Annotated in this window: 20 protein-coding genes; 9 read left to right on the top strand and 11 right to left on the bottom strand. The window is 40.2% G+C overall.

Annotated features, from left to right (window positions below; genetic code table 11):
• The 3 genes from RQ763_RS01150 to RQ763_RS01140 form a co-directional block, all read right to left on the bottom strand.
• A partial coding sequence (locus RQ763_RS01150) for a GGDEF domain-containing protein (RefSeq protein WP_314150615.1) occupies window positions 1–1,515 on the bottom strand: 1,515 nt, incomplete at its 3' end.
• A 75-nt stretch (window positions 1,516–1,590) separates the two neighbouring features.
• The gene (gene glmS, locus RQ763_RS01145; protein ID WP_314150614.1) at window positions 1,591–3,405 is read right to left on the bottom strand and encodes a glutamine--fructose-6-phosphate transaminase (isomerizing); all 1,815 of its coding nucleotides are present in this window, start codon (window positions 3,403–3,405) and stop codon (window positions 1,591–1,593) included.
• Window positions 3,406–3,533: 128 nt separating this feature from the next.
• The gene (locus RQ763_RS01140) at window positions 3,534–6,044 is read right to left on the bottom strand and encodes an HD domain-containing protein (RefSeq protein ID WP_314150613.1); all 2,511 of its coding nucleotides are present in this window, start codon (window positions 6,042–6,044) and stop codon (window positions 3,534–3,536) included.
• 92 nt (window positions 6,045–6,136) lie between these two features.
• Here RQ763_RS01140 and RQ763_RS01135 point away from each other — a divergent pair, with 92 nt between their 5' ends.
• The 9 genes from RQ763_RS01135 (at window position 6,137) to RQ763_RS01095 (ending at window position 16,367) form a co-directional block, all read left to right on the top strand.
• Window positions 6,137–6,427: a putative quinol monooxygenase gene (locus RQ763_RS01135; RefSeq protein WP_314150611.1), complete on the top strand. Its 291-nt coding sequence runs from the start codon at window positions 6,137–6,139 to the stop codon at window positions 6,425–6,427.
• A 26-nt stretch (window positions 6,428–6,453) separates the two neighbouring features.
• The gene (locus tag RQ763_RS01130) at window positions 6,454–7,356 is read left to right on the top strand and encodes an NERD domain-containing protein (RefSeq protein WP_314150610.1); all 903 of its coding nucleotides are present in this window, start codon (window positions 6,454–6,456) and stop codon (window positions 7,354–7,356) included.
• Window positions 7,357–7,386: 30 nt separating this feature from the next.
• Window positions 7,387–8,955 (top strand): autoinducer-2 kinase, encoded by a 1,569-nt coding sequence (gene lsrK, locus RQ763_RS01125; protein WP_314150609.1) that lies wholly within the window; start codon window positions 7,387–7,389, stop codon window positions 8,953–8,955.
• Between the two features lie 92 nt (window positions 8,956–9,047).
• The gene (gene metK / locus RQ763_RS01120) at window positions 9,048–10,247 is read left to right on the top strand and encodes a methionine adenosyltransferase (protein ID WP_314150607.1); all 1,200 of its coding nucleotides are present in this window, start codon (window positions 9,048–9,050) and stop codon (window positions 10,245–10,247) included.
• Window positions 10,248–10,250: 3 nt separating this feature from the next.
• The gene (mqnE, locus tag RQ763_RS01115; protein ID WP_314150606.1) at window positions 10,251–11,312 is read left to right on the top strand and encodes an aminofutalosine synthase MqnE; all 1,062 of its coding nucleotides are present in this window, start codon (window positions 10,251–10,253) and stop codon (window positions 11,310–11,312) included.
• Window positions 11,312–12,130 carry a glycosyltransferase family A protein gene (locus tag RQ763_RS01110; protein ID WP_314150605.1) on the top strand — a complete coding sequence of 273 codons (819 nt, stop codon included), beginning with the start codon at window positions 11,312–11,314 and terminating at the stop codon, window positions 12,128–12,130. Before mqnE ends, RQ763_RS01110 begins: the two co-directional genes overlap by 1 nt.
• Window positions 12,123–14,252, top strand: a complete 2,130-nt coding sequence (locus tag RQ763_RS01105; protein WP_314150604.1) for an STT3 domain-containing protein — start codon at window positions 12,123–12,125, stop codon at window positions 14,250–14,252. The genes RQ763_RS01110 and RQ763_RS01105 overlap by 8 nt, the downstream gene beginning before the upstream one ends.
• A gap of 62 nt (window positions 14,253–14,314) precedes the next feature.
• On the top strand, window positions 14,315–15,154 hold the full coding sequence (gene galU, locus RQ763_RS01100) for a UTP--glucose-1-phosphate uridylyltransferase GalU (RefSeq protein WP_314150603.1): 840 nt from the start codon (window positions 14,315–14,317) through the stop codon (window positions 15,152–15,154).
• A 1-nt stretch (window position 15,155) separates the two neighbouring features.
• Window positions 15,156–16,367 (top strand): glucose-6-phosphate isomerase, encoded by a 1,212-nt coding sequence (locus tag RQ763_RS01095; RefSeq protein WP_314150602.1) that lies wholly within the window; start codon window positions 15,156–15,158, stop codon window positions 16,365–16,367.
• Window positions 16,368–16,370: 3 nt separating this feature from the next.
• Here RQ763_RS01095 and RQ763_RS01090 read toward each other — a convergent pair whose 3' ends face one another.
• From RQ763_RS01090 to clpX, 8 genes are all read right to left on the bottom strand, one after another.
• Window positions 16,371–17,549, bottom strand: coding sequence for a glutathionylspermidine synthase family protein (locus RQ763_RS01090; protein ID WP_314150600.1), 1,179 nt, complete (start codon window positions 17,547–17,549; stop codon window positions 16,371–16,373).
• A 2-nt stretch (window positions 17,550–17,551) separates the two neighbouring features.
• A complete protein-coding gene (locus RQ763_RS01085) occupies window positions 17,552–18,115 on the bottom strand; it encodes a hypothetical protein (RefSeq protein ID WP_314150599.1) in 564 nt (187 codons plus the stop codon).
• Window positions 18,112–18,555 carry a hypothetical protein gene (locus RQ763_RS01080; protein WP_314150598.1) on the bottom strand — a complete coding sequence of 148 codons (444 nt, stop codon included), beginning with the start codon at window positions 18,553–18,555 and terminating at the stop codon, window positions 18,112–18,114. Before RQ763_RS01080 ends, RQ763_RS01085 begins: the two co-directional genes overlap by 4 nt.
• Window positions 18,552–19,025 carry a hypothetical protein gene (locus tag RQ763_RS01075; protein WP_314150596.1) on the bottom strand — a complete coding sequence of 158 codons (474 nt, stop codon included), beginning with the start codon at window positions 19,023–19,025 and terminating at the stop codon, window positions 18,552–18,554. Before RQ763_RS01075 ends, RQ763_RS01080 begins: the two co-directional genes overlap by 4 nt.
• A complete protein-coding gene (gene carB, locus RQ763_RS01070) occupies window positions 18,986–22,243 on the bottom strand; it encodes a carbamoyl-phosphate synthase large subunit (protein ID WP_314150595.1) in 3,258 nt (1,085 codons plus the stop codon). The genes RQ763_RS01075 and carB overlap by 40 nt, the downstream gene beginning before the upstream one ends.
• A 69-nt stretch (window positions 22,244–22,312) precedes the next feature.
• Window positions 22,313–23,074, bottom strand: coding sequence for a rod shape-determining protein MreC (gene mreC, locus RQ763_RS01065; RefSeq protein ID WP_314150617.1), 762 nt, complete (start codon window positions 23,072–23,074; stop codon window positions 22,313–22,315).
• Window positions 23,067–24,104: a rod shape-determining protein gene (locus RQ763_RS01060; protein ID WP_314150594.1), complete on the bottom strand. Its 1,038-nt coding sequence runs from the start codon at window positions 24,102–24,104 to the stop codon at window positions 23,067–23,069. Before RQ763_RS01060 ends, mreC begins: the two co-directional genes overlap by 8 nt.
• A 9-nt stretch (window positions 24,105–24,113) precedes the next feature.
• Complete coding sequence (gene clpX / locus RQ763_RS01055; RefSeq protein ID WP_314150592.1) at window positions 24,114–25,355, bottom strand: ATP-dependent Clp protease ATP-binding subunit ClpX; 1,242 nt, start codon at window positions 25,353–25,355, stop codon at window positions 24,114–24,116.
• Window positions 25,356–25,435: the final 80 nt, after the last annotated feature.

Below are 25,435 nucleotides of genomic sequence, written 5' to 3'. Positions count from 1 at the left end.
CTTTGAGAGTGCTACTATGACTTTGTCTCCAACATCATGTCCGTAAGTGTCGTTTACCATCTTAAAGAAGTCTACATCAAGCATCATAACGGCATAGGTGTCATTATTTCTAGTTGCCTGACTCATTATTTTGTCAATTACCTCTTCTAGGAATCTTCTATTATAAAGACCCGTCATGCCGTCTCTAAGAGAGGTGTCTCTTAACTTCTCCATAAGTATCTGGCTCTCTATAACAGGCTTCGCCGCCTCTAGATAGTGTTTAATGCTTGAGATGTTTTTCTTCATCTTCTCAACTTCGTCTCTATCCTCGGATGTCATAGAAACCGTTAAAGAGATATCATGGTTTATAGTAAAAGGAATACAGACATAATCTATATCAATAGCAAGACACGCCTGACAAAGATTTGGAAACTCTGTCGAGATTGTTACGCTGTTTGTTCTATGGGCTCTACACTCCATCGCGTTTTTGTTGGTCTTCTCGAAACAGATATTCTCCTCTTCGGTGCTATATATAAGTTTTCTTTCAGACGTTACATTGTTTACTTCGTAAAATGCAAAATGACCGACTTGGTACTTTAGCTTTAAAATATCAATAATTCTTGTATAGACTTCATCTTTAGAGCCGTCAAGTTCAATCGTCTTTTTAAACTTGTAGATGTCGGAGAGTTCGCTGATAATAGTTTTTGCTTCATAAAGCGGGTCGCTTGATGAGACACACCCCTGAGGTATAAATGTTGCAAGATTATATTTTATATCGCCAAAAGTCTCCTGCATTTTTCTAAAGAGCGAGTTCATCTGATCTACAACGCTTCTAGCATCTCCGCCTACTTTTGAGACAAAATTGTGTGTAAAATCTCCGCTATATGCTTTTTTAATACCGCTTTGCAGGTTTGAGAAAAGATTTAGATATGGGGTTACATAGTAGTTGATTAAGAAGAGAACTACCACTATAAAGAGCAGGTTTATTCCTAGAATTTTTAGGATAGTAAGCATTCCGCTGCTTCTCATATCGCTGATATCAAACTCCATACTGATGACGCCAAGAGTATCGCCTCTCTTTACATTGTGGCACGACATACAGTTTGTGTTATCCATGGGGGATGAGGCTTTATATGGAATAGTTACTCTTAGTATAGTATTTTTTGTGTTCTCAGTGATTTTTTGAACACCCTCACCGGTTCTTAAAACCTCTTTGTCTATCTCATCCCTGATTACTTCGTTGCTAAGACCCTCTCCGTATTGCTGAATAACATTTTCGCCTCTGGCAATCCAGAGAGATTTGATATTGTTGCTGGTAGCAATTTTGTCTAAAAAGTACTGTCTCTTGTCCATCATGTTGTTTACCATATGAGCGGTAAGTCCATCTTTTACAATGTTTGCAGCCAGTTGTGATTTCTCTACGGCACTGTTTATGCTGTACTCTCTAAAGTTAAGGGAGATATTGACAATAGTTGCAGCAGTAAGCCCAAGTAGCATAAATGTAACTATAAGTAAAAGTCTGGATTTTGTTTTCATGTAAATCGCTTTATATGGTAATTTATTTTTTATAATAGCTAAGTAAATATAAATTTAGTTTGAAATATCAGCTAATTATTCGACAGTTACGCTTTTTGCTAAATTTCTGGGCATATCGACGTCATTACCTAATCTTATAGATATCTCCAAAGACAATAACTGCAGAACAACCATCATCTCAAAAAACTCCAGCATGTAGTGGCTGCAAGCAGATATCTCTACAAAGTCGTCAGCCTTATCAAATGCTATCTGACTGATAGCGCAGATAGTAGAATCCCTTGCACTCAGCTCTTCAACGTTGCTTTTTGCCTTCTCATAATGGAGATGTTTAGGAAGCAGGGCAATTGTAAAGAGTTCAGGGTCGGCAAGAGCAATGGGACCGTGCTTCATCTCCCCCGCAGGATAGCCCTCCGCATGAAGGTAGGAGATCTCTTTTAGTTTCAGAGCTCCCTCCAGTGCCAACGGATAGAAAACATCTCTGCCGATAAAGAAAAAACCGTGACCGTGAAGATATCTTTTTGACAATCTTTTTATGCGTTCGTGCATATCGTCGTTTACTTTTACATGTGATGGAACTTCGCGAAGCAGTGAGATATGTGAGGATATTTCGCTCTTGCCAAGGGAGTTTTTGAGTTTTGCAATATAGAGGCTTAACATCCAAAAAACTGCAACCTGTGTTGCAAAAGCCTTTGTTGAAGCCACCCCTTTTTCTATGCCAGCTCTTGTTAAAATAGTAGCATCGGCTAATCTTACCATGGAGGAGTTGTCGACATTGCAGATAACCAAAGTTTTAAGTCCTGCCGCTTTTGCCATCTTGAGCGTTTCAAGCGTGTCGGCAGTCTCGCCGCTTTGAGAGATTACGACAAATAGCGTATCTTTTGTCATTATCGGTTCTCTGTAACGAAATTCGCTTGCAATCTCTAGTGAAGTTTTTATCTTTGAGTAGCGCTCAAATAGGTATGATGCGCTCATTGCAGCATGGTACGAGGTTCCGCATGCGCAGAGTTTTATCTCGTTTATGCCATCAAAGAGACTCTCCTCAAGCTCGTCAAATATAATCTCATCATCGCTTAGTCTTCCCATAAGAGTATCCGAGATTACAACGCTCTGCTCATAAATCTCTTTTTCCATAAAAAATCTGTAGCCATCTTTTTGAGCTAGAAGTTTGTTCTGAGTAAGGGCGCTAAATTTAGGCTCTTTTTTGGTTCCATCTTTGTCAAAAATAGCTATTGTTTCAGGAGTTACATAGCCATAATCTCCGTCTTCAAAATAGTTGACGCTTTGGCAGTGTCCGATGAGAGGCGTGTCTGAAGATGCAAAATACTTCTCATTCTCACCGTTTACTCCAACAAGCATCGGTGAGCCGTGTTTTGCAAAGAAGATTGTCTCTGGTTCATTTTTTGTAACAAGCAAAATTGCGTAAGCGCCGTGAAGCTCGCCTATGGTCTTTGCAAAAGCTTCAAAACTGTTTTTGGCACTCTTTTGATTTTTCTCAAACTGATGCACAATGACCTCGGTATCTGTTTGGCTTAAAAATGTAACACCGTTTGTTTGGAGCTCTTTTTTGAGCGTTGCGTAGTTTTCAATGATACCGTTATGAACAACATAAGATGATTCGCCTAAGTGCGGATGCGCGTTTAACTCTGTCGGTTTTCCGTGTGTAGCCCATCTTGTATGCCCGATACCGATTGCAAAACCCTCTGTTTTAAAATCTTTTGTCTTCTCTTGAAGGTTGATAAGTTTTCCGACCGCTTTGTAGTTAGAAAATTTTCCATTCTCCAAAACTGCAATTCCCGCAGAGTCATATCCGCGATACTCAAGCTCTTTAAGCCCGTCTAATAAAATCTCTTTTGTATTTTTTTGCCCAAGATATCCCACAATTCCGCACATAATATATACCCTTAATTTTACTTTGTAAAATGAAGGAAACCCTTCATTAATTTAAACGATGACGGAAGTAATTCCGCCATCTACGCTAGCCGCTATGGCACTGAAGCTTGGCGCTATCACGCCAGATTTTATAGTTTTTTCGTTAAAAGTGTATAAATTTTCTCGACATTATTGCATATATCGTTTTGTTTTTCTATTAAGAAGCTGTCTCTTACTTTATGTTTAGTGCTGTGAATCTTTGCGGTGACTATGTTTATGCCAAGCTCTTCAAAACACTCCATGATGTAAGCCAAAAGACCTTTTTGGTTTTGGGTGTTGATTGTAACCTCTGCATGGGTGAGTGAGTGTTCACAATCGACGCCTATCTCATCTTCATGGATAGTTACATCTTTTAGTTTTATATGTCTGCTCATATCAAAAGCGTTGTTGATTATATTTTCTATATGAATGGTCTCATTTTCATCCACATGCTCAATAAACTCTATTTTAAAATATTTTACGCCCTCAAAAAGCGTAAATATCTCCATGGAGGCAACATCAAGGTGGCTTAGAGATGCCAAAAGATAACCGATATTTAGCGGAATTTTTCTGTAAATCTCTATAACCAAAGAGCTTTGCGAATGAATAGAAAAGTCATACTCTTTTGTTTGGGACGCTTTTTTTGCAATCTCTATAATATCATGCGGCGTATGTTTAAAGAAGAAGAGATTTGACTCAACCCTAAGAAGTTTGCTTTGTAAGAGTTTTGGCAGCTCTGTAAACTCTTGAAGTTTGGCTAAGCGCTTTTCTATATTTAATCTCTTGGATGCGTCTGTTATTCTGCCTAGGTTTTGGGCGACTTCAAGCGCATTTGTGTAGAGTTCTCGCAAAAGTTTTGAGGTAAAAGAGTTATAGACTCCTTCGCCGACACCGTTTATGTCTGCGTAAGTGAGGACATAGAGAAGTTGCAGATTTTTGACATCTCCCACGTTTGACATAAATTTATAGAGCGTCTTTTCGTTGTGTATGTTTTCTCTTAGCGCTACATTGCTCATGGTCACATGGTGTTTTACTAAAGTAACGCATCTCTCTCTATCCTCTTCTTTTAGTTTCATCTTCGTAGTAAATGGAGTGATAAGTTTGGCGCCCACCTCGCTGTGATCCTGAACTCTCCCCTTTCCGCTGTCATGAAAGAGCGTTACAATCTTTAGCAAAAGCCTCTCGTCGCTGTTAAACTCATCGTAGAGTTTTTTTATAAAAGGCTCCTTAATGTTTTCCAGCGCTTCGACGCATTTAATGGAGTGAATATCTACGGGATAGTGATGGTAACCGTCAAATTGCGGCAGGTGAAGAACCTTTTTAAAAGCGCCAAAGAGATGATGAAGCACCCCCGCATCGTAAAAAAGTTTTAAAAAGCTGTACATGTACCTTTTTTTGAAGAGCTCTTTTAAAAGAGAGTATGTTTTGGCTTGAAGAGGGTGTGATACTTTTACGTAGGTAAATTGACGCAAAAACCCTGCATCGAAATGGTACGGCTTATCTTCAAGCGAAACTAAAATTTCAAGAAGTTTATTGAGCGGCTGGATAGGCAGATTGTAGGACGCGTAGACTCTCTCTTCAAGGCTATAAATCCCTCTGCTTAGACGATTTTTTCTAAAGTTGCCCAGCTGTGACATGTCGGCGATATAGGGACGAATCATCTTTTTTACAAAAATTTGCGTAAAGTTGCTTATGCGCCACTGCGCTTCAAGAACTTTTGTGACCATCTTTTGTTGGTTTTTAAACCCCAAAAGGCGGCTCACCTCAGGAATAAGCTCCAAAAGAAGCCTATCCTCTTGTTTTTTTGTAATAAGATGCAGAGCGCTTCTTGTGCGAAAAAGCAGCTCCAGCGCCATTCTATACTCTCTGTACTCCTCATCTAAAAAGAGAGAGCCTGCCAAATCCTTGAGCGTTGAGACTCCGTAGATGGTGTGGGCAATCCAAAATATAAAGTTGGAGTCGCGAAGTCCGCCCACGCTCTCTTTGATGTTTGGCTGCATGGAGGTCGGATATTTTTTGCGTCTAGCCTGCGCCTCCGTAATCTTTGCTAAAATAAACTCTTTTTGGTTATGCAAACGGATTTTATTTAGCTCTTTGCCACTCTCATGCCATGTAAGAGTAGAACCGGTTACAAACCTAGCTTCCATCAATGCCGTTCTGATGGTAATATCCTCTTTGCTTGCCGCAAAAAGATCACTTACCTCATGAACTCTATGTCCAAGTTTTAGCCCTGCATCAAGAGCAAGATAGAAAAATTTCTCAATTATAAGCTGATTGTTGAAGCCGTCTACTTTCTCGTAAACTATAAGCAAATCTACATCACTGTGAACACAGAGCTGTTCACGCCCGTAACTCCCAAGTGCCACAATCGCTATGGGAATGGAGCTTCTCATGGGAAGATAGTTTCCAAAGATGCGCCTTAGAACTGTTTTGTACATCAAAGAGATTATGGAGTCGAGCTGCTTTGTGTGGCGGACTAAAAAATCTTTTCCCTGATTTTTTACAAAGAGTTCGCCAAGCGAGGTTTTATACTCATGAATGAAGGCTTTAAAGAGTTTGGAGAGTTCAAAATCACTGCCGTTCTTTTCAATTAAATCTTCAATTTGCAGTATTAAATCCAAAGCAGATATCCTAATTTTTTTATTATTATAGTCAAATTACCCATTTTTGATATAATCGCTAAGATTAAAATTTAAGCATAGGAAAATATAACATGACGATAACAAAGAAAGTAACATTTATAGCAAAAAAAGATGGCGTAGAGAAGATGAAAGAGCTTTTGAGTGCAATGGTTAAGCCCTCTAAAGCAGAAGACGGATGTATTTTTTACGATATTTTTCAGTGCAAAGCTAGACCCGAGAAGTTTTTTGCAGTAGAGACTTGGAGAGACGAAGCGGCACTTGATGGGCATAAATCAACTGAACACTATAAAATCTACAAATCAAGTTATGAGCCGTATTGTGAAGACAAATACAGCGATGAGTTAGAGGTTTTGGGGTGGTGATTTGAAAAACAATGTGAAGGAATTGTGTGATATTAAAGCAAATTGATGATAAATCAAAACAGATAGAAACTCTTAGAGAATTGCTTGCTAAAAGTAAAAGTGAAGCACAGAAAAAGTTGATAGATGCTGATTTGAAGAGAGTTGAGTCTGGTTATAAAGCTGAGCAAGATAATGCTTACTATCTCGATTTTGTGTTTGAAAAAAGTAAAAATGTTCTCTTGTTGCATGATATAAGGCTGGAACATAATGGCAGAGTGGCGCAGTTTGACCATCTTTTGATTTCAAGACTAGGGATAGAACTGTTGGAGACTAAAAGTGCAAAAGGAACTATGACCATCAACAGTGACGGTTCTTTGACTTTGAAAAACAACAACTATACAAACACTTATCCAAACCCGCTAGAACAATCAAAAAGACATGCTCTTGTTTTAAGAGAGTTTATAGATTCTCATGAATTGTTATCCAAGAGAGTTGATATATTAGGCGGGATAGAAATTTCTAGTAAAGTTTTAATCCATCCTAGTACAAACATAACAAATAAAAAACTCCCAGTTGGATTTGAGAGGGGAGATAGTTTTGTTTCAAATAGAAATAAAGAGCTAGACAACGCTAGTTTTTTTAAAGCGATAATCCTTCTAAGTAAAGTATATAACATTGGAAAAGCTAAAGAGATAGCAGAGTTGCTTATAAATGCACATACTCCTGTAGATTTTGACTATGCAAAAAAGTTTAAGCTGAAAAAAGAGGATGAAAACATAAGAGAAGATATTGCAGATATTAAAGTCCAAAACGTACCGCAAAAATGCCCTAGATGCAATGAAGGTGTGTTGGTGCTAAGAGAAGCTAAATCAAAACAAGCCAAAGAGAAGTATGAAAAAAACAGTTTTTGGGGATGCAGCAGATATCCTGCGTGTAGATATACACAATGATCTTTTACTCAATTTAAGGGGAGATGATAAATGAAATATTTAATGGCAATAGACGCAGGTACGGGAAGTGTGCGTGCGGTAATATTTGACACTTTGGGCAATCAGATAAGCGTGGCTCAAAAAGAGTGGACGCACTTAGAAGAGCCGAATGTGCCAAACTCTATGAGCTTTGATTTTGAAAAAAATTGGCTTCTCGTGTGTGAGTGTATAAAGGAGTCGCTCTCAAGCGCAAAGCTAAGTGGCGAGGACATAGCAGCTCTTAGTGCGACAAGCATGCGCGAGGGGATAGTTCTTTACGACAGAGACGGCAGAGAGCTTTGGGCGGTGGCAAATGTTGACGCGAGAGCGGGCGAAGAGGTGCGGTTTTTAAAGGAGAACTTTAAGGGTATAGAAGAGGAGTTTTACAAAGAGTCTGGGCAGACTTTTGCACTTGGGGCAATTCCGAGGATATTGTGGCTTAAAAATAATAGACCTGCGATTTATGAGAGAGTTGCAAAAATCTCTATGATAGGAGATTGGATTTTGGCTCGTCTTAGCGGAGTGATTGCAACAGACCCGAGCAACGGAGGAACTACGGGGATATTCTCTTTGAAAAATCGCGACTGGGCAAGTAATATGTCAAAAAAAGTCGGGCTTAAAGATGATATTTTTGTGCAAGTTTTGGAGGTCGGAACTCTTATTGGAAGCGTTACTGAGCGTGCTTCAAAAGAGAGCGGTTTGTCAACAGAGACTAAAGTTGTGATGGGCGGCGGCGATGTTCAGTTAGGCTCTGCAGGCCTTGGTGTCGTAGATATCGGACAAGCCGCGATTTTAGGCGGCTCATTTTGGCAGCAGGTTGTAAATATCGACAAAAATACGCCTCCGCCACTTGACATGAACATAAGAGTAAATCCGCATGTAATCCCAAACCAATCACAAGCGGAAGGGATTACCTTTTTTAGCGGTCTTGTCATGAGATGGTTTAGAGATGCTTTTTGCGACATGGAGAAGCTTGAAGCAAAAGAGCGTGGCGTGGATGTTTATAAAGTTTTAGAGGAAAAAGCGGCAAAAGTTCCCGTCGGCTCATACGGGATTTTGCCTATTTTTTCAGACAGCATGAAGTACTCAAAATGGTACCATGCGGCTCCAAGTTTTTTAAACCTTAGTATAAACCCAGAGGTTTGCAATCGCGCTTCAATGTTTAGAAGTCTGCAGGAAAATGCTGCAATAGTCTCAAGCATAAATCTTGATAAAATCAAAGAGTTTACGGGCGTAAAAATAGGTGAAATTGTCTTTGCGGGCGGTGCAAGCAAAGGCAGACTTTGGCCTCAAATTGTTGCAGATGTGACAGGATGTGTGATTAAAATCCCCAAAGTCACAGAAGCAACAGCACTGGGGGCTGCAATGGCGGCGGGAGTGGGAATAGGGATCTATAAAAGCATAACGGACGCAGCTCGTGAGCTTGTTATTTGGGATAAGGTGTATGAGCCAAATTTTGAGAATAAAAAAGTTTACGATGAGATAAAAATTAAATTTGAAAAAGCATACGAAGTGCAATTAAAGTTAGTAGATGATAATATTACGACTTCAATGTGGAAAGCACCCGGTTTAGTGCTCTAGTTTTAAAGAGTAAAAGCCGAAATTAAAGGGTGTTTTGCAAACTAGTTTGCGAGGCGAGAGTCTTGCGGGCTGATAATAACCCAAGGAAATATATGTACCTTTTTACGAGCGAAGTAGTTAGTCCGGGACACCCCGATAAATGTGCGGATATTATCGCAGACAGCATCGTTGATAAGTTAATTATCGGAGACCCAAAATCGAGAGTTGCGTCAGAGGTTTTTGTCGCAGGGAAGCACATCGTCATCGGCGGGGAAGTAACCTCAAAAACTAGAATTACGACGGAAGATTATAAGAAAATTGTTCATGACGCGCTTGTAAACATAGGCTATGACGGAAATCCATACTTTACAAAAGAGGAGTGCCTTCACCCTGAAGATATAGAGCTTCAAGTGCTTTTAAATGCACAGTCCCCTGACATTAATCAGGGTGTTGACCAAGAAGATGGCGAGATAGGTGCGGGCGATCAGGGTATTATGTTTGGTTATGCCGACATCGAGACGAAAAACTTTATGCCGAGTGCCATTACATACGCAAGAGTTTTGATGGAGAAAGTTTACAACTATGCCAAAGCAAACCCGTCCAAGTTAGGCGTTGACATCAAGACTCAGGTTACTATGGATTACGGCAAGAAAGAGAATTTCGAGAGTTGCCGACCGCAAAAAATTCACACGATTGTAGTCTCCGCTCCATGCGTAAACACTATGGATATAAATAGTGTGAGAAAACTCATAGGCGAGTTGATAGACGACTCAGGGCTTCCGAGTGAGCTTTATGACAAAAACAACTGCATTATTCACATCAATCCTACGGGAAAATATGTCTCTCACTCATCACTGCATGACTCAGGACTTACTGGGAGAAAGCTTATAGTTGATAGTTTTGGCGGTTATGCTCCTATCGGCGGCGGCGCTCAAAGCTCAAAAGATTATACGAAAGTAGACAGAAGCGGGCTTTATGCGGCACGTTATATTGCAAAACATATCGTAGCAGCAGGTTTGGCAAAAAAAGCGCTTGTTCAGATCTCTTACGCAATCGGAGTTGCTAAGCCTACCTCGGTTACGGTTGATACCTACGGAACAGTAATAAATGGCTTGGATGATGATAAATTATCAGAGTTTGTACTAAATAACTTTCCGCTTACTCCAAACTGGATAACAAGAAAATTTAGCCTTGATATGCCATCGAAAGAGACGTTTTTATACGCAGATGTAGCAGCTCGCGGGCAGGTCGGACAGAGTGACTACCCTTGGGAACAGCTGGGTGATCTTGAGAAATTTGAGGCGTTAAAGTAATTGATGAATTTAAAAGAGAAGATTTTAACAGGTCAAAGAATAAGCTTCGAAGAGGCGCTTACCCTTTATGATATGGAACTTTTTGACCTCGGAGAACTGGCAGATACGATTCGTAAAAACAGACATGGCAAAAAGACCTACTTTAATATAAACCGCCATATAAATCCTACAAATATTTGTGCTGATGTCTGTAAATTTTGCGCCTACTCTGCAACGAGAAAAAACCCTAACCAGTACACGATGAGCCATGAACAGATAATGGAGATTGTAAAAGATATCGACTCTCGCGGGGCAAAAGAGGTGCATATTGTATCGGCTCACAATCCAAATACGGGGCTGGAGTGGTACCTGGATATTTTTAAAAAGATAAAGAGTGCTTATCCCCACCTTCATGTAAAAGCGCTTACTGCGGCAGAGGTTGATTTTCTCTCACGGGAGTACGCTAAAAGCTATGATGAGATACTAGACTTGATGGTAGAAAACGGCGTGGACTCTATGCCCGGAGGCGGAGCGGAGATTTTTGACGAGAAGGTTCGTGACTATATCTGCAAAGGCAAAGTCACGTCAGACCAATGGCTTGAGATTCATAGAAAATGGCACGAGAGAGGTAAAAAGAGCAATGTTACTATGCTTTTTGGACATGTCGAGAGCCGTGCAAATCGCATAGACCATATGATGCGTATACGCTCTCTTCAGGACGTTACCGGCGGCTTTAACTGCTTTATCCCGCTTGTGTATCAGACTGAAAATAACTACCTAAATATAAAAGAGCCTATAACTGCAAATGAGATTTTAAAAACTATGGCAATCAGCCGTATAGTTCTGGACAATGTACCGCATCTAAAAGCTTACTGGGTAACAAGCACTGTAAATCTGGCTTTAGTCGCTCAGGAGTTCGGCGCAAACGATTTGGACGGAACTATAGAAAAAGAGTCTATAAATTCGGCGGCTGGAGCTAAAAGCGCAAACGGCGTAAAGCTCGAAGATTTTACCGCACTTATAAAAAACAGCGGATTCATTCCCGTAGAGAGAGACAGCGTTTACAACGAAATCAAAGTCTGGTAATGGAAATATCGGTTGTAATCCCCTCATATAACCGGTATGATGTTTTAAAAAGAGCCTTAAGCTCTGTTTATTCTCAAACACTTAAACCAAAAGAGGTCATTGTTATAGATGACGGCTCTACGGATGAAACCTCACAAATCAAAAACCTTTTTCCGAAAATCAGATACTTTTACCAAAAAAATGGAGGCGTCTCAAGTGCCAGAAATTTGGGTATAAAAGAGTCTACATGTGAGTGGGTGGCATTTTTAGACTCCGATGATACATGGCATGAAGATAAACTAGCTAATCATGCAGAGTTTCATAAAAATTTCCCAGATATACGCATGAGCTATACGGATGAGAAGTGGATTAGAGACGGTGCCCTGGTAAAGATGCCTAAAAAATTTCGTAAATTTGGCGGTTCTATTTTCACGGAGTGCCTCTCTCACTGTATTATCGCCCCATCTGCAGCACTTTTGCATAAAGAGATTTTTGAGGATGTCGGAGAGTTTGATGAGAGTTTGGAAGTGTGCGAAGATTATGACATGTGGCTTAGGGTTTCTCTAGAAAACAAAATCGGATTGATTGATGAAAAGCTGATAACAAAGTATGGCGGGTGCGATGATCAGCTGAGTGCCAAACACTGGGGAATGGACAGGTTCAGGGTAAGAGCTTTAGAAAAACTGCTCACTTTAGAGTTACCAAAAGAGAAAAAAGAACATGTTTTAAAAACTTTAGTGCAGAAGTACGCTTTGCTTTTAAAGGGTGCAATAAAATATGATAGAATAACAGAATCTAATGAGTACAAAATAAAAATACAGAGATATAAAATTGAATAATTTAACAAAAGAGACAAAGTTAACCCTCCTTTATATAGCAGTCGCCTTTCTTTTTTCGGTTGCGGTCAGAATGATATGGTTTTATCAATTTTCGGATTATGAGCCGTTTAAATTTAACTCTCAGTTTATGATAAACACCAATGACGGCTATTTTTGGGCAGAGGGAGCAAGAGATATTTTAAGCGGCCTTACTCAGGAAAACGACCGCTCACCGATAGAGCATGCCGCTTCGCAGCTAACGGCTCTATTTGCCTATGTCCTGCCTTTTTCTTTTGAGAGCATCATCCTTTTTATGCCGATTTTTTTAAGCTCTCTTGTGGTCATTCCTATTATACTAATCGCAAAAAGTCTTGAGAATCTGGAGCTTGGGCTTGTAGCCGCACTCTTGGCAAGCATTGCATGGAGTTACTACAACCGCACAATGATCGGGTATTACGATACCGACATGTTAAACATAGTGCTTCCAATGTTTCTTCTTTGGTCGATTATCTGGGCGGTTAAAACAAACGAAAACAAGTATCTTATCATCACGGCAATTGATATTTTAATATATAGATGGTGGTATCCTCAAAGTTACTCGTTAGAGTTCTCATTTTTTGGGCTAATCCTTCTCTATACTTTGATTTGGGATAGAAAAAATATATACAACTATAAACTCTTGGCCATCATGATGCTAGCTATGGTCGGTCTTGAGGGCTACATTAGAGCTATTTTGGTTTTGGCTGTTTTTTATATCTACAAGCAAAAGCAGTTTGATAAATATGTCTACTATATTTTGGGTGCATCCATACTTCTCTTTTTTGCCTCAGGCGGGTTTGAACCAATCTGGAATCAGCTAAAAGGGTATGTTTTCAAGGATGCCGTTAGTGTTGGGGAAGAGGGACTAAAGCTCCACTTCTATTCAGTCATGCAGACGGTAAGAGAGGCGGGGCATATTCCTTTTGATATGTTTGCAAACAGAATAAGCGGACATGTTGTTACGTTTGTTATCTCGGTCGTAGGATTTATCTATCTGGCTTACAAACACAAAATCATGCTCTTTGGACTCCCGCTTATCGGTCTTGGATTTTTAGCGTATGTCGGAGGACTTCGCTTTACCATCTACGCGGTTCCCGTGTTGGCTTTTGGAGCTGCTTTTCTGATTACCGAGGCAGCACGCTTTATGCCGAGTAAAAGATTGAAGTTTTTAACAATTACCGCGCTTAGCATGGCGGTTTTATACCCAAACATAGCCCATGTACAGGATTACAGAGTTCCTACGGTATTTAATGCGGATGAGGTAAAGATACTTGAAACATTTAAAGGGAGAGTTGAGAGAGAAGATTATGTAGTTGCATGGTGGGACTATGGCTATCCTTTGCGTTACTACAGTGATGTCAAAACGCTAATAGACGGCGGAAAACATAGCGGAGCCGTAAATTTCCCCGTAAGCTTTATTTTAACGCATCCTCAAGAAGCAGCGGCAAAGATGGCAAGACTTGATGTAGAGTATACGGAGAAGACTTTTAAGTTCATAGAAGGGAATGAAGAGCTAATCAAAGATAAAAACTTGACAATATTTTCAAATATAGAGCAGATGACAAAGGATTACGGTTTTAGTGATACAAATGACTTTTTGCTCTCACTTGAGAGTGATATAGAGCTTCCAGAAAAGACAAGAGATGTTTATCTCTATCTGCCATACAGAATGTTGGACATCTATCCGACGGTTGAGATGTTCTCAAACATAGACCTGATGAGCGGAGAGATGAAAAAGCGCTCGCTTTTTTATGTTTCTAAAATGTTTAAACAGGAGCAAAATATTGTAAATCTCGGTCAGGGAATTTTGTTTGATATGCAAAAGGGGACAATCGCTCTCAGTAACCAAACTGTGCCGATAAAGAGATTTGTTCAAACATCATACGACAAGAGCATGAAACTTTCAAAAAATATACAGATGCTAAATCCCACTGCAAGTGTAAATATAATATATATGTCAAGTTATAACACATTTTTAGTCGTTGATGAAAAAACATACAACTCGCTCTATATACAGCTGATGGTGCTAGAGGAGTATGACAAAACTCTCTTTGAAGAGGTTGTAATGACTCCTCTTGCAAAGATATATAGGTTAAAAATTTAACTTTTGTTATGTTTAAGTTAGATAAAATTCAGATAAAAAATATACTCATCTAGGATAAGAAGATGCCAAAAGATAGAACAAAGATTTCAAAATGCCTTTTCCCAGCCGCAGGGTATGGAACAAGGTTTCTTCCAGCTACAAAAGCGATACCAAAAGAGATGCTTCCGGTGCTTACAAAGCCGCTGTTGCAGTATGGAGTTGAAGAGGCGATAAGCGCGGGAGTTGAAACGATGGCGATTGTCACGGGTCGAGGAAAGCGTGCGATAGAGGATCATTTTGATATCTCCTATGAGCTTGAGCATCAGATAAAAGGAACATCAAAGGAACACTATCTCACAGAGATAAGAAGCGTCATTACAAAATGTACCTTCTCATATACAAGACAGATTGAGATGAAGGGGCTTGGACATGCAATACTCTGCGGCGAGACACTTATCGGCGATGAGCCTTTCGCGGTTGTACTAGCAGATGATTTGTGCGATAATGAAGCAGATTCGGTTCTTACGCAGATGGTAAAACTTTACGAGAAGTATCGCTGCTCAATCGTTGCTGTTGAAGAGATTCCATTACAGGACAGCAACAAATACGGTGTTATTGCCGGTGAAGAGGAAGAAGAGGGCGTAATCAGAGTCACAGACATGGTAGAAAAACCGGATCCTAAAGATGCCCCTTCAAATCTTGCAATCATCGGAAGATACATACTCACACCCGATATTTTTGACATCTTGAGAGAGACAAAGCCCGGAAAAGGCGGCGAGATTCAGATAACCGATGCTCTTTTAGCTCAGGCAAAAGAGGGCAGGGTTATTGCCTATAAGTTTCAGGGCAAAAGATTTGATTGCGGAAGCGTAGATGGTTTTGTAGAGGCTACAAACTATTTTTATAATAAAAACAGAGCATAAAATGAACTATCAGCATAACTTTAACCCGACTCTCTCAGACGAGGATATTTTTAGCGAAATTGTAAAAGAGAAGGATTACATAGGGTACTACAATCTTGTGTTTAGCGATACTTCGGAGTATAAAGAGTATGCAAAATCTGTGAAGCAAAAAAATATAGTTGTAATCGGCATAGGCGGAAGCACACTGGGTACTTACGCTATCTATAAATTTTTAAAATATTCAAAAAGTTTGAGTAAAAAACTCTACTTTTTGGAGACTACCGACCCCATAGATATAAAATCAAAGCTGGAAAATATTGACCTAGAGGACACTCTTTTTATTGTTATCTCAAAATCCGGTACTACTATCGAGACTGTCTCTATCTTTAAATATATCCACTCTCTCGTTACATGCGACAAAAATAACACGCTTGTCATAACGGAGAGTGACTCCAAGCTAAATAAGTATGCAAAAGCAAATGGGATTATGAGTTTTGAGATACCAAAGAACGTAGGCGGAAGATTTTCGGTATTTAGCGCGGTGGGTTTGGTTCCACTTGCCATTGTAGGCATAGATATTGATGCTCTTTTATCGGGTGCCAAAGAGACACATGACTCATTTTTTAGCCAAACTCAGGCATATGAGAGAGTGCTTAAAAAAGCTAGATTTTTTGTAGAGTATAAAAACAGCTTTAACATCAATGTCATATTCTCCTACTCATCAAGATTGGATGGATTTAACAAGTGGTATATTCAGCTCTGGGGTGAGAGTTTGGGTAAGATTGATATCAACAGCACAAGGCAGGGACTTACTCCCATAGGAATTATTGGACCAATTGATCAGCACTCCTTTTTGCAGCTAATAGTTGAAGGCAGCCGTGACAAAACAGTTACGGTTATCAAGGTTGAGGATTTTCACAGCAACCTGAAAATTCCAAGCGTAAGACTGGAGGGACTTGAGGAACTTGATTATATTGACAATATAGAATTTTCTTCCCTCATAAACGAGCAAGCAGATGCGACAATAGAGTCTATTAACAATCTGGGTGACATTCCTTGTGATGTGATAACAATTGACAGTGTAAGTGAAAAAAGCATTGCAAGTTTGATGTATGAGTATGAACTTTTAACATCTGTTTGTGCAAAATTTATGTACATAGATGCTTATGACCAGCCCGGAGTCGAGGCTGGAAAGATTATCTTAAAGCAGAAGCTCAAAGAGGCAAAAGAGTAAGTCTTAGTCTATAACATGACCTACAAATTTGCTCATGTTGTTCAGTATTTCGCCGCCTTTTCTAAAGCTTAGACCACAAGCTTCATAGGCGAAGAAAACTCCCGCCTGATACTTCTCTTTGTTCTCATCCATATTTAACTCTACGTACTCTTGATAGACTTTTTTGTAGTTGCCGTAAGGTCCATCTTGTTCATGCAACACGCTTCCATCGGAATCAACTATTTTTACATTTGCACCTTCTCTGCCAAAAACGCTCTTCTCTACATGTTTTATCCCCGTGAGAGGTTCAAAAGATGTTTTTAAAAGATAGGGCGAATCGGGAAAGAGGTCATAGAGTATTTTTAACATCCCTTTTGATTGAAAAAGCAGCGTATAGGCAGGGTTTAATATAATTGCACTCTGATTTTGCATAATATTACTCAGAGTCGTTGCAAGCTCAGGCTCATCAATTGCTATATCTTCCCATGGATAGAGTTTAAACCAGTACTCATACCTGTTGTCGTCTCTATCATAGATACCATCTTCATCAAACTTTACATTTTGCAGATACTCAAATCCCGTATTAAAACCGGCATCCGTTGCAATCTGACGAAGCAGTTTTGTAGTTGCCTCCTCCTCGTCATTGCCATGGATTGAGGAGAAGAGTATTTTCCAGCCGTCATATCTCTCATCGAAGAGCTCTGTATCCTCAAAGAGCGTGATTAGACGTTTAAAGTTCTCTTTTATAGCATCATATACATTGTTAAATTGCCTCTCTTCATCTAATCCATTTTCTTTTAAAAGCGCCCACTGCAAAAGAGCAGTCTCAAAAAGCGATGTAGGCGTATCGGCATTGAACTCAAGAAGCTTGATAGGTTTGCCATCCAAGCCGCCTGCTAGATCAAATCTGCCGTAGATGTGCCAGTGGACATCATTTTCCCAGCTTTTTTTAATCGCGTCTATAAGGTTAAACGGGATTCCAAGCTCAAAAAAGAGATTGTTTTGTATGACATGCTCTGCGGCTTCGGCATACATATCATAGAGCTCATTTACCGCCTCGTAATACGCCTCGGCTTCCTCTTGTGTAATCTTTACCAGAGAGTCGCTTATGTATCTGCTGCTGTCGCTATCTGTATGCCATGTAAAGCCAAGCTCTTCTAACTGCTCATTTTTTAGAGGTTTTATTTTGCTTAATCTAATCAATATCAACCGCCGTACGCAGAAGTTTTTGAAGTAGAAGCAGTGGAGCTGCCAAAAAAACTTTTTTTGCTAGATGCGCTTGAGGCTCTTGCTGCCGCGGAGCGGCTGTAAGCACTCTTGTTTACAGAAGATGATCTAGAGGCAAAGTTCTTGTTATTCATCAAAGCGTTGCCTATTATATTTCCTAAAAGAGCACCTGCAGCAACGGCAAGAATAGTGCTTGCAAGTCCCATTCCCGCACTGCTATCACCGTTTGATATTGTCTCTGACGTCCCCTCTTGAACTCTTTGGTGCTCCTGTTGGGCTAAGAGTTTCATCTCATCTTCGTTCATAAAACGCTCAACGGTGTTGCCGTTTTCATCTTTTTTGCGGATTATAGCTCTGTTTGGACCCTCTGTCGGCATCTCTTCAACTACAATATACTTTCCGTTTGCCTGCTGCTCTATAACTAAATATCTATTTTGCGGCTCTTGGCGCTCTTGTGATGAACATCCGCTAAGAACACTCATCATGACTAAACCCGCACTTCCGAGTGCAACTCCGTTTGCCAGAGAAGAAATATGTCTCACTTTTTTAAATCCTTTTTACTTATTTTAATAATTTTGTTGAGATTGTGCTCATAAAACGTAATATACTCTCTGCCGTCATAGAGAATGTCACCGCTGTAGGTTCTCTTAGAGGTCTCTAAAATAGTCTCTTTTTTCATAAACAAAGCCTCTCCTACGCTGTGACCAATGCCTTGAAAAAGCGTTAACAGAACAAGAAAAGAGAGCACTCCGGTGACCAAAAGACTTATTTTGTAATTATTCAAATAGACAATAATATAGCCCAGAATAAGCGTTAATCCAAAAAATAGATAGCCGTTTTGATTGTCCGCAAACAAAATATTGTAGTAGAGCTCAATGTTATAAAAATTTATATAGTTGAGTAAAATTCCCAAAAAGAGAAAGAAATCCAAAATAAAAGTTATAAACATACCCGTGAGAAACGCTTGTATAGCCTTGTTCATCTCAGTTTTCTCCTCTTTTTAGAGTTTATTTTTATAAGTGATGACGCATCTTTTTCACTCAAAGAGTGCCAATTTTCTATTATTATATCAGCTTTTGATTCACAAAAATCTCTATTGAAACTCTCAGCGCTTTTATTTGCCGAAGTTGAGTAAAACCAAGGAGTATCTCTTAGTATCTGCGAATCAAGTCTGATTTTTGCAACTCTGAATGAGAAATTATTTATGATAAACGTAGTTTTTTTTGAGCGGCGAACCAGATTTTTTCTCCCCGTTACAACCCTGTTTCCATCTTGCTTGAAACTTTTAAAATCTTTGTAAACTTTAATAAAAGGCTTTGTTTGCGGGCGGGATTTTATCTCGTAGAGTTTTTGCGCATTTTGCGACAAAAAACCGACGGTAGTGTCGGTTTGAGTGAGGAGTACAGGCATCTCTATGCTAGAAAATCTTGCAGTGCTTTGGAGTTTGACCATGAATCGTCTTTCATTTCATCAAGGGCAAGGATAAGCGCTCTTGCAGCACTCAGAGTCGTAAAGTAAGGAATGTTTCTCTTAAGAACCTCTTGGCGTATAACAATCGCATCCTTCTTTGAGGTATTGTTGTCCGATGTGTTAATTGCCATGTGGATAGCATCGTTTTTCATGCTATCTTCTATATTTGGGCGACCTTCAGAGATCTTTAGAACAACTTCACAAGGAACTCCTGCCGCTTCTATGACGGCTTGAGTCCCTTTTGTCGCAACGAGTCTGAATCCGTGTCTATGAAGACCGCTTGCAATCTCAGGAGCATGTTTTTTGTCAGTATCTACAAAAGAGAGAAAGCATGTTCCCTCTCTTGCTATTTTGTTGCCCGCTGCAATCTGTGCTTTTGCAAAACTGATACCGAAATTTGAGCTTATGCCCATAACTTCGCCTGTTGACTTCATCTCAGGCCCTAGAACCAAATCCGCACCGTAGAGTTTATGGAACGGGAATACAGCTTCTTTAACGGAGATGTGTCCTTTTAGACGAGGCTTTAATAGTCCGTTTTCTTCCATGACGATATTGTATTTGTCATAATACTCCAACGCACTTCTAAGAGTCTCGCCAACCATAACGCGAGTTGCTACTTTTGCAAGAGGCATCCCCGTAGCTTTACTTACAAAAGGAACAGTTCTAGAAGCTCTCGGATTTACCTCTATAAGATAAATCTCATCCTGATAGATTGCATACTGGACATTCATAAGTCCGATTACGCCAAGACCTAGAGCTATTGTTTTTGTCTGCTGCTCTACTTTGTCAATCATCTCTTTTGAGAGGTTAACAGGAGGAAGTGAGCATGCGCTGTCCCCAGAGTGGATTCCCGCCTCTTCGATATGCTGCATAACCGAACCTATGTAAACATCCACGCCGTCACAGATTGCATCAACATCAAGCTCAATAGCCTGATCTAAAAATTTATCTACCAAAACAGGTGCATTGTTTGAAACAGATACCGCTAAATCCATATACTGTTTTAGCTCATCTTCGCAGTAAACTATGCGCATGCCGCGTCCGCCGAGAACAAATGAAGGGCGTACAAGCACAGGGTAGCCAAGTCTCTGTGCTATTACGTAAGACTCCTCCTTCGTGCGAGCCAATCCGTTTGAAGGCTGTTTTAGCCCATGTTGATTTACAAAGTTTGAGAACTGTTCTCTATCTTCCGCCAAATCGATAACATGCGAAGGCGTTCCCGCAATCTTTGCTCCGATTTTATTGAGAGAGTCTGCGAGTTTAAGAGGTGTCTGTCCGCCAAAGTGAACAATAATGCCATCAGGCTGCTCATTCTCTATAACTTCTCTTACATGCTCAAAATCAATCGGCTCAAAGTAGAGCACGTCGGAAGTATCGTAGTCTGTTGAAACAGTCTCCGGATTACAGTTGTACATGATGGTCTCTATGCCCATCTCTTTAAGCGCAAATGCAGCATGAACACAGCAGTAGTCGAACTCTATACCCTGACCGATTCTGTTTGGTCCGCCGCCTAAAATAAGCACTTTTTTCTTGTCGCTTACTCTGCTTTTTACATTAGGCAACTTTGTGATGTTTGTAGTAGAGTAGAGGTATGGAGTGAGGGCTTCAAACTCCGCCGCACATGTGTCAACTTCATTGTACTCCAGATTTACGCCTAGAGTTTTTTTCGCTTTGTAGACATCATCTTCACATGTCTGCAAGTTTGAGTTTTTGTTTATAAGAGCAGAGATTCTTTTGTCCGAAAAGCCGTCTACTTTTACGCTTCTCATAAACACTTCATCAAATAAAATCTTATCTGTTATGATGCTCTCTGTTTTGATAATCTCCTCTAGTTGGTACAAAAACCAAGGGTCGATTTGGCATGTATCAAACATCTCTTCTACGCTCATGCCACGGCGAAAGCCCTCTGCTACATAGAGAACTCTATCCGCGTTTGGACGGCGAATCTCATGTTTTATAAAATCCATATCCGCGTCTATCTCATCAAATCCGCACAGCCCTGTCTCAAGAGAGCAGAGTGCTTTTTGCATGGACTCTTTAAATGTTCGCCCGATTGCCATAACCTCGCCGACACTTTTCATGCTCGTACTTAGTGTATTTTCAGCCTCTGGAAATTTTTCAAAAGTAAAACGAGGTATTTTTGTAACAACATAATCAATTACAGGCTCAAATGATGCAGGAGTTCCGGTAATGTCGTTTGTAATCTCATCAAGAGTAAAACCAACAGCCAAAAGCGTAGCGACCTTTGCTATCGGATAGCCGGTTGCTTTTGAAGCAAGTGCGGATGAGCGAGAAACTCTAGGGTTCATCTCGATTACTATCATACGCCCCGTTTTTGGGTCGATTGAGAATTGAACGTTACTTCCGCCGGTATCAACACCAACCTCTCTTAAGATATCAAAAGAGGCATTACGCATTCTTTGGTACTCTTTATCTGTAAGTGTTAGTGCGGGAGCAACCGTGATGCTGTCTCCGGTGTGAACGCCCATAGGGTCGAAGTTCTCGATGGAGCAGACAATGATACAGTTGTCAGCTTTGTCGCGGATAACTTCCATCTCATACTCTTTCCAGCCAAGAAGAGACTCCTCTATGAGTATTTCAGTTACGGGAGATTCGTCAAGTCCGCGTTTTGCAAGTTTTTTGAACTCATCCATGTTGTAAGCAACACCGCTTCCACCACCGGCAAGAGTAAATGATGCACGGATAATAATAGGAAAACCGATTGTATCGGCTGCCTTTAGGGCATCGTCCATGTTGTATGCATACATGGAAAACGGCAAGTCCATTCCGATTTTAATCATAGCCTCTTTAAACGCAGAGCGGTCTTCGCCTTTATGAATAGCTTCAGGAGATGCCCCTAAAAACTCGATTCCCTCAAGCATCCCTTTTTCATACATCTTAGTAGCGACGTTAAGAGCAGTTTGCCCTCCCATGGTAGGTAAAATAGCATCTACTTTCTCATCTCTGATAATTTTAGCAATTACCTCTTCTTTTATAGGCTCTATATATGTTCTGTCTGCAAATTCTGGATCCGTCATAATCGTTGCCGGATTGGAGTTTATAAGAACCACGCGGTAACCAAGCTCTTTTAGTGTTTTAACGGCTTGAGTTCCTGAGTAGTCAAATTCGCAGGCTTGACCGATGATAATCGGACCTGAGCCTATAAGTAAGATAGTGTGAATGTCGGTGCGTTTTGGCATCATTTACCTTTAGATAAAATTTGCTTATTATAGGTAAAAAGCACTTAAGATTTGATGAGTTTTGGAGTTTTACTTTATCTTTTTTATTATATGAAAATAGTTTGGATCATTGGCCTTGTAGTATGGTTCTATAACAGCGTTTTGATACCCTTGTGATGATGTTACCGATAGTACCTTTCCAACTTTTAGTCCCTTAAAAAATATCTCATCAAGACCTGAAGTTATAACCTCATCACCCTTTTTTATATGGTGCCAAGCAGGTATAAATTTTACAATCAAATACTCAGAACTGTTTCCATGTGCAATTCCAGGTGCCTTCTCTTCGCCTATAAAAACGGCACAAGAGCTCTTTATATCTCTGTTTAAAAGTCCAAGCGCTCTTCCCTCTTGAGATATTACAATTCCTGCGACAAGATTTTGGTATACAAGTCCATAAACTTGAGAGGCGTTATAGTCGTTTACTTCAAGCCATACTCTGTTAAAATCGCCGAATTTTTGGTAGGAGAGAGTTCTTACAAGCTCAACATTTGGGTCTACTTTAAATGTAGCGTTATTTTCGGCAAAAAAATCGTTTATCTCTGAGGATAGCTGCTGCATGACGAGTTCATTGTTCTCGTATTTTTCAAGTTTTTCATTAAGCTCTGTTATGTGTCTGGCTTGAAAAAAATGTTTGTCTATCTGTTCTTGTATATATTGTGTAGATGAGTGATAGTTTGATTTTATGTTGTTTAGCGCTGAAATAAAGGGCGATTGAATAATGTTTGTGTAGTACAATGCACCCACTAGGAGTGCAGTAAATAACAAGAAAAAGCTAAAGAGCCCCTTATTCATTTTCAAATAGTTCTTGTAGTAAATCTATCTCTTCTAAGGCACGTCCGGTTCCGCGTGCAACCGCTAAAAGTGGCTCATCAGCAACATATACCGGGATTTTAACGATATCTGCTAAAAATTTGTCTAGTTGGCGGATAAGTGCTCCTCCGCCTGTTAGGATAATACCGTGGTTTACGATATCTCCCGCCAAATCAGGAGGCATCTGCTCTAGTACATCACGCAGAGCTTCTCCTATCTCTTTAAGAGGGTCTCTCATAGCCTCTCTTGCATCTTCACTTGTTAGTTCAACTGAGCTTAAAAGTCCTTCAACCTGATCTCTACCGGTTATAGTCATCTTCAACTCTTCATCAAGCTGAACAGCCGTTCCGATGGCAATTTTAATCTCCTCGGCAACTCTCTCACCAATAAGAAGATTGTACTTTTTTCTGATAAAGTTTACTATTGACTGATCTATTTTGTCTCCGGCGGTGCGTATAGACTTTGAGAGAACTAAGCCCCCAAGTGAGACAACACCTATCTCCGTTGTTCCGCCACCGATATCTACTACGAGGTTTCCTTGGGGTTCACGTATCTCAATACCCGCTCCTATTGCCGCTGCCATAGGTTCTTCTATTAGAAACACTTCTCTAGCGCCAGCACTTAGAGCAGATTCGCGAACAGCTTTTCGCTCAACCTGTGTTAATCCATAAGGCACACAGATAATAATTCTAGGACTAATAAGAGATCTTCTTCCATGCGCTTTTTCGATGAATTTTCTAATCATCTTCTCAGTGATGTCAAAGTCGGCGATAACACCGTCTCTCATTGGGCGGATAGCTTTGATATTGCCAGGAGTTTTACCCACCATCTCTTTTGCTTCTTTACCGACTGCTAAAACTCTCTGTCTGCCATATTTTTCCGTTTTAACGGCAACGACCGATGGCTCATTTATGATGATGCCTCTGCCTTTGGCTATAACAATTGTGTTTGCGGTTCCTAAATCTATAGCCAAATCATTTGAAAAAAGTCCGATTAATTTGTTGAGTATCATTGTTCTGCCTTATGCTATTTGCTTGGAGTGTTTTTTTATATAGACGGGAGATTCTCCATCGTCTATTACGGCTTTGGTTATTAAAACTTCATACCCGCTGTATTCAGGAAGTTCATACATGATGTCTATCATATTCTCTTCCAAAATAGCACGGAGTCCGCGAGCACCGGTTTTTCTCTTTATAGATTTTTTTGCGATTGCTCTTAGCGCATCCTCTTCAAAGTCCAGCTCAACATTATCTATTGAGAAGAGTTTTTTATACTGTTTAATAATTGAGTTTTTTGGCTCGGTTAAAATGCGCACCATGTCATCTTCTGTTATCTCGTTCAGTGACGCTATGATAGGAAGACGACCGACAAGCTCCGGGATAAGTCCATAGTTAACCAAATCATCAGGCTCAACCATGTCATAACTTAGTTTTTGCTCTTTTTTGCTCTTCTTTTCATGACCGAATCCCAAAACATTTTCGCCCTGTTTTCTTTTTAGTATCTCATCGAGACCGTCAAATGCACCACCGCAGATAAATAAAATACCTGTTGTATCTATCGCAATAAACTCCTGATTTGGATGCTTTCTGCCGCCCTTTGGCGGAATATTTACGACAGCTCCCTCGATAATCTTAAGAAGTGCCTGCTGTACACCTTCTCCCGATACGTCACGCGTAATAGAGCGGTTTTCGCTCATGCGAGAGACTTTATCTATCTCATCTATAAAAACTATCCCTCTTTGCGCTTTTTCGACATCGCCATCAGCCGCTTGAAGCAGCTTGGTAAGAATATTCTCGACATCTTCGCCTACGTATCCTGCCTCTGTAAGGCTTGTTGCGTCTGTAATGGCAATAGGAACATTGAGGACTCTGGCAATCGTTTGCGCCATAAGAGTCTTTCCGCTTCCTGTAGGTCCGATAAGAAGAATATTTGACTTTGAGATTTCCGTGTCGTCATCTGCAACTTCTTGGTTTTTGAAAATTCTTTTGTAGTGGTTGTAAACTGCAACGCTCAAAAGTTTTCTGGCACGCTCTTGCCCTATAATGTACTCGGCGAGGAAGTTGTTTAACTCTTTTGGAGTCATCAGTTGTGAAACTGCATCGACTAGTTCATCACTTTTTGAAGATGATGCGCTATCATCACCAAACATTATCTTGTAAGCAGAAATTACACAATTTTTACAGATATATACGCCGTTTCCAGCAATAAGAGGATTCTCATCGCTCTCGTGGGTACCGCAAAAGCTACATGCTCTATGAATCATAAATTTTTCCTCTCATTAATTATTAGGGTATCGGGAGTAATCCCGCTACCTACGTTAACACTTGGTTCTCTTGTGCAGAG

The sequence above is a fragment of the Sulfurimonas sp. genome (genome assembly GCF_032250635.1).
Lineage (GTDB): Bacteria > Campylobacterota > Campylobacteria > Campylobacterales > Sulfurimonadaceae > Sulfurimonas.
Note: the sequence above shows the minus strand (reverse complement) of the source record. Positions and strands in the feature narration are given on the sequence as shown.

What these genes read in the sequence shown, in the direction of transcription:
- glmS (WP_314150614.1), bottom strand. Translation starts at nt 3,405, where the DNA reads ATGTGCGGAATTGTGGGATATCTTGGGCAAAAAAATACAAAAGAGATT.
- RQ763_RS01135 (WP_314150611.1), top strand. Translation starts at nt 6,137, where the DNA reads ATGACGATAACAAAGAAAGTAACATTTATAGCAAAAAAAGATGGCGTA.
- lsrK (WP_314150609.1), top strand. Translation starts at nt 7,387, where the DNA reads ATGAAATATTTAATGGCAATAGACGCAGGTACGGGAAGTGTGCGTGCG.
- metK (WP_314150607.1), top strand. Translation starts at nt 9,048, where the DNA reads ATGTACCTTTTTACGAGCGAAGTAGTTAGTCCGGGACACCCCGATAAA.
- mqnE (WP_314150606.1), top strand. Translation starts at nt 10,251, where the DNA reads ATGAATTTAAAAGAGAAGATTTTAACAGGTCAAAGAATAAGCTTCGAA.
- RQ763_RS01110 (WP_314150605.1), top strand. Translation starts at nt 11,312, where the DNA reads ATGGAAATATCGGTTGTAATCCCCTCATATAACCGGTATGATGTTTTA.
- galU (WP_314150603.1), top strand. Translation starts at nt 14,315, where the DNA reads ATGCCAAAAGATAGAACAAAGATTTCAAAATGCCTTTTCCCAGCCGCA.
- RQ763_RS01095 (WP_314150602.1), top strand. Translation starts at nt 15,156, where the DNA reads ATGAACTATCAGCATAACTTTAACCCGACTCTCTCAGACGAGGATATT.
- RQ763_RS01080 (WP_314150598.1), bottom strand. Translation starts at nt 18,555, where the DNA reads ATGAACAAGGCTATACAAGCGTTTCTCACGGGTATGTTTATAACTTTT.
- RQ763_RS01075 (WP_314150596.1), bottom strand. Translation starts at nt 19,025, where the DNA reads ATGGTCAAACTCCAAAGCACTGCAAGATTTTCTAGCATAGAGATGCCT.
- carB (WP_314150595.1), bottom strand. Translation starts at nt 22,243, where the DNA reads ATGCCAAAACGCACCGACATTCACACTATCTTACTTATAGGCTCAGGT.
- mreC (WP_314150617.1), bottom strand. Translation starts at nt 23,074, where the DNA reads ATGAATAAGGGGCTCTTTAGCTTTTTCTTGTTATTTACTGCACTCCTA.
- RQ763_RS01060 (WP_314150594.1), bottom strand. Translation starts at nt 24,104, where the DNA reads ATGATACTCAACAAATTAATCGGACTTTTTTCAAATGATTTGGCTATA.
- clpX (WP_314150592.1), bottom strand. Translation starts at nt 25,355, where the DNA reads ATGATTCATAGAGCATGTAGCTTTTGCGGTACCCACGAGAGCGATGAG.